The following is a 795-nucleotide window of genomic DNA, read 5'->3' on the forward strand; positions in this document are numbered from 1 at the left end:
GTATTTCTTCCTTCGCTCCAACCGCCACCGCCGCTACGGAAGAAGCCATGTGTTTACTTCAGAAATTCAAAAGATAAAACCAGTTCAAAACCTTTCTCACGTCAGGCTGATGAACTGGTTTTTTCTTTGTCAATTTCCAAGTATCTTCCTTCGCTCTGTCTGTCGTCGCTACGGAAGAAGGCGTTTATGTTCGCTAGAAAGTCAAAAGAAGAAAGCGAAAGTTCAAAAGAAAAGAGAAGCGGAACCTCATTGACAAGCAATGATTTCCGCAAGAAGTAAGATTCCGCATGCGGAATCTTTTTTAGATTTTTAAAAATGTCAGGGCGATGGGCCTTTATTTCACCTTCTCGCTGTTGTTTTGTCTCATGTCGATCTGAAGCCGCTGCTATCGGATTGGCGAGAGTGCTTATACACCTTCCGCATTCAGAAAAAAAGGGGCGGGAAAACTTTTAAGAAGCCCACTTAAAACTTTTCCCTACAGCACTCCCTTTTTTTCTGTCTGCTACAGGTGTATGGAACAAGCACGCCAAACCGCTATCAGCTCAGCTCGAAATGATCCAAGATCAAACAAAGCTAAGAGGAAAAGAATAAATAAAGGACCATTGACATTCTTAAAAATCAAATTCTTTTCGCCTCCCACAAATCGCTTGCTGAAATGAACTTTGGGGAACAAAAAACGACAAATAGGAGAGATTCGCATGGAAATAACTGCAAATAATATCAAAAGAAGTTTGAGAGAGCAAGGAATTAATACGAAAAACCTACGCATTCGGGTTGAAATGGTGGGCTACGGAA

At 41.4% G+C, this 795-nt stretch carries 1 protein-coding gene; it reads left to right on the forward strand.

Annotated features, from left to right (window positions below):
- On the forward strand, nt 1-253 hold a 253-nt coding region (locus P3R27_RS14455), incomplete at its 5' end, for a hypothetical protein (RefSeq protein WP_301357557.1).
- Between the last annotated feature and the right edge of the window lie 542 nt (nt 254-795).

The organism is Enterococcus spodopteracolus, from assembly GCF_030441955.1.
Classification (GTDB): Bacteria; Bacillota; Bacilli; order Lactobacillales; family Enterococcaceae; genus Enterococcus_B; species Enterococcus_B spodopteracolus.